Raw genomic sequence first — 342 nt, 5'->3', positions numbered from 1 at the left:
GGCGAAAAGGTCTCGACGATCCCCCACCTCCCCCTACTCGTCCGAGCGATCCCGTCCGACTGGGATCCGGCCGACGTCGAAGGCTTCATGACAACACCTCAAGACGACTTGCGGTCGAGCGATGAGTCTGTCGCCCCCCAGGAATGGATGACGCCGATCGAGTGGCTGGCTGCCGCGAAGGATCCTGCACCCGTAGTGGACATCCTCGAAGACGCCGACATCACGTGAGCCCGTCGAACGCGAAAGTCCCCGCAACACCCCCGGCGCCGCTCACACTCGACGCTAGCGAGCACCTGAGATCATTCGATGGGATCCTCTGGAGGGTCTTCGCTACAAGAGGTG

Annotated in this window: 1 protein-coding gene; it reads left to right on the top strand. The window is 62.9% G+C overall.

Annotation, left to right across the window (positions count from 1 at the left end; translation table 11 throughout):
• The coding region (locus tag ABY44_RS15345) for a hypothetical protein (protein WP_431641375.1) at window positions 1–228 on the top strand (228 nt) is incomplete at its 5' end.
• Between the last annotated feature and the right edge of the window lie 114 nt (window positions 229–342).

The sequence above is a fragment of the Burkholderia sp. ZZQ-2 genome, from assembly GCF_050768715.1.
In the GTDB taxonomy this organism is placed as follows: domain Bacteria; phylum Pseudomonadota; class Gammaproteobacteria; order Burkholderiales; family Burkholderiaceae; genus Burkholderia; species Burkholderia cepacia.
This window is presented reverse-complemented; position numbering and strand designations above follow the sequence as displayed.